The sequence below is a fragment of the Nostoc cf. edaphicum LEGE 07299 genome (genome assembly GCF_015207245.1).
GTDB lineage: Bacteria > Cyanobacteriota > Cyanobacteriia > Cyanobacteriales > Nostocaceae > Nostoc > Nostoc edaphicum_B.
In genome coordinates this window covers 1-3073 of the sequence record NZ_JADEXF010000811.1, presented here as the reverse complement: position 1 = coordinate 3073, position 3073 = coordinate 1, and the positions used below count along the sequence as shown (strand labels likewise).

1 pseudogene is annotated in these 3073 nt (G+C 44.2%); it reads right to left on the bottom strand.

The features are described 5' to 3' along the window. Window positions 1-166: 166 nt before the first annotated feature. Window positions 167-2957 (bottom strand): annotated as a pseudogene (locus IQ229_RS21010) (efflux RND transporter permease subunit). Window positions 2958-3073 lie beyond the last annotated feature (116 nt).

Below are 3073 nucleotides of genomic sequence, written 5' to 3'. Positions count from 1 at the left end.
TCCTTGGGTAAAGACGTGATGAATCGCGTTTCTACAAATGGTCTATTTGTCGCATTCTTTTTTCAAATTGGTATTACGCTTAAACCTAGATGGGTTGGGGCTGTTATTGTTAGGTTTGTATTGAACTCAGCCGAGAAGCACTATAAAATCTAAAATTGATTGGGCATTATGAACGCGATGGTTTCTTACCAAAGCCATAACGCAATGTATCCATAATCCAAGTTTGGAAGTTGTCAATGTAGCTAAATATCACTGGTACTACCACCAGTGTCAACAGAGTGGAAGTTGTAAAACCGCCCATAATCGCAATTCCCATTGGTTGGCGAACTTCAGAACCCGCGCCAATTCCCAATGCTAAGGGTAGAATACCTGCAATCGTTGCCAGAGAAGTCATTAAAATCGGGCGCAGACGTGACACACCTGATTCAATGAGTGCCTGACGTTGGGTTTTGCCTTCTTGCATGTTGATGATCGTATAGTCAACTAACAAAATTGAGTTTTTGGTGACAATCCCCAACAGCAACACAATCCCAATCAGGGCATATATTCCCAAGGGTTTTTGAGCAACCATCAACGCTACTAATGCGCCACCTAAACAAAAGGGTAAGGCTGCCATAATCGATAATGGATGAAGAAAGTTGTTATACAGCAGCACCAGAATTGCATAGATACACATTAATGCCAGCCCCAATGCACCACCAAAGCGACCGAAAATATCTTGCATAATTTTGGCGCTGCCTGATGGTTGCTGTACTACTCCTGGCGGTAAGTTTTGCATCGCAGGTAGTTGGTTGATTGTCTGCACTGCCTCTCCTAAAGAAAGCCCTTGCAAATTGGCTTCTACAGCTACTTGACGGGCGCGATCGTAACGGTTGATGGTAGCAGGGCCGCTACCAAAGCGGATATCTGCCACTGCGATGAGGGGAACCAATCTACCATTTTGACTGGGGACTTGCAGATTTGTGATTGTGTTAATGTCAGCCCGCGCTTGTGGATCGATTTGGACGCGAATGGGAATTTGGCGATCGCTTAAATTAAATTTCGCTAAGTTCGCCTCATTATCGCCGATGGTTGCAAGGGAAGCAGTCCGAGCGATCGCTTGCACTGTCACCCCCAAATCTGCTGCCCGTTGCGGGTTGGGAATTACCAAAATCTCTGGTTTCACTAAACTTGCAGTAGATGCCACTTCTACCAATCCGGCTAGCGATCGCATCTGCTTTTCTAAGGCATCAGCAGCTTGACTCAATGCTTCGGGATTTTCACTCCTTAGAACAATTGATAAACCTTTGCGACTGTCACCAGGTGACTGACTTTGGAAACTAATTCTAGCTCCCGGTATTTCTTCAAAGGAAGGGCGTACTTGTTCCTCAAATTGTTTTTGGGAAATATTTCGTTTTTCTCTGGGTTTGAGATTAATGGCAAGCGTTGCAGAATTGATCTCTTCTATTGCTAGTACGCGTTCAACTAATGGGTTTTGCCGAATGATGTCAGTCGCTTGTGTGACTACCTTGTTAACGTCTGACAAAGTGGAACCAGGAGGTAATTCTATAGATACGTTGGAAATCCCAAAGTCACCATCATCAACGAAACCCTTGGGAATTAAAGGAACCAGCGTCAGACTGGCAACAAAAAAAGCTAAAGCGATCGCCATTGTTGTCAATCTATGGCGTAACGCCCACTGTAAAAGCGATCTATAAGGTTGAAAGCCTTGACGCTTTTCATCCCATGTTTTCAATTTCGACAACGGCATCATCAACTAAATTGCCCACCGCCAGCGCTAATGCCAACAAAGTCATGTTGTTGAGGGTGTAACCAAGAGCTTGCTGCACTGCGAAGGTGGGAATTATTGACAAAGGTAAGGCAACAGCCGTAATTAATGTTGCTCGCCAGTCCCGCAAAAACACTAAAATAACGATGACCGCCAGCACCGAAGCTTGAATCAATTCATCAATGGTGCTTTGGTAAGATTGGCGGACAATATCGGCTCTAGTAAAAATTAAATCCAGTTTGACATCTGGAGGAAGGGTTTTTTCCAGTTCTTTGACTGCTGCTTTCACTCCTTCTTCCACAGTCACCAAAACGCTGCCAGTACTACGTAAGACTTGAAAAGCTACCACAGGTTGATTATTCAAACGGGCGGCTTGGCGCACGTCACCAAATTTATCTTCTACAGTTCCCAGGCTAGATAAAGGTACAGAACCACCTTGTGGTAAGACTATTTCGTAGGTTTTCAAAATATCCACACTGACGGCACTTCCTAAAGTACGGATACTTTGTTCGCTACCACCAACTTCGGCACGTCCGCCAGGTAAGTTAATGTTCAAAGCGCGGATTTGGTCGTTTACTTGAGTGGCGGTAATCGCTAAAGATTGTAAGCGGTCTGGATTAAGATTAATGCGAATTTCTCGGTCAACACCACCCACGCGCTGAATTTGTGCTACACCACGAACTCCCAACAAGGCACGGCTAATAGTTTGGTCTACGAGATTGCTTAACTCTTCTACAGAACGCCGATCTGATTTAACTGCGTAAGTAATCACCGGGCCGCCAGAAAATTCTAAGCGTTCCACAATTGGATCGTTAATGTCTTGGGGTAAATCTTGGCGAATTTGAGCGATCGCATTCCGAACATCGTTGGTGGCGCGATCGCTATCTGTACCCAAAACAAAATTGATTGTCGTCTTAGAATTCCCATCGCTGACGGTGGAAATCATGTAATCGATATTGCCCAACCCCGCGACGGCATCTTCAATTTTTTTCGTCACTTGGGATTCTAGTTCTGCTGGGCCTGCACCTGGTTGGGTGACTTTGATCGAAACTGTTGGTACATCAATATTTGGGTTAGTATCAATCCCCAAGGATATGAATGAGAACCAACCGACAACCGTCAAAATTAAAAATAAAACTATTGTTGGAACAGGTTTTTTAATCGACCAGGCGGAGATATTAAAGGTCATTTGTCATTTGTCATTTGTCATTTGTCATTTGTCATTTGTCATTTGTCTTTTGTCATTTGTCATTTGTCAAGAGTTAGGAGTTAGGAGTTATTATTGTCCCTCATCTCCCCCATCTC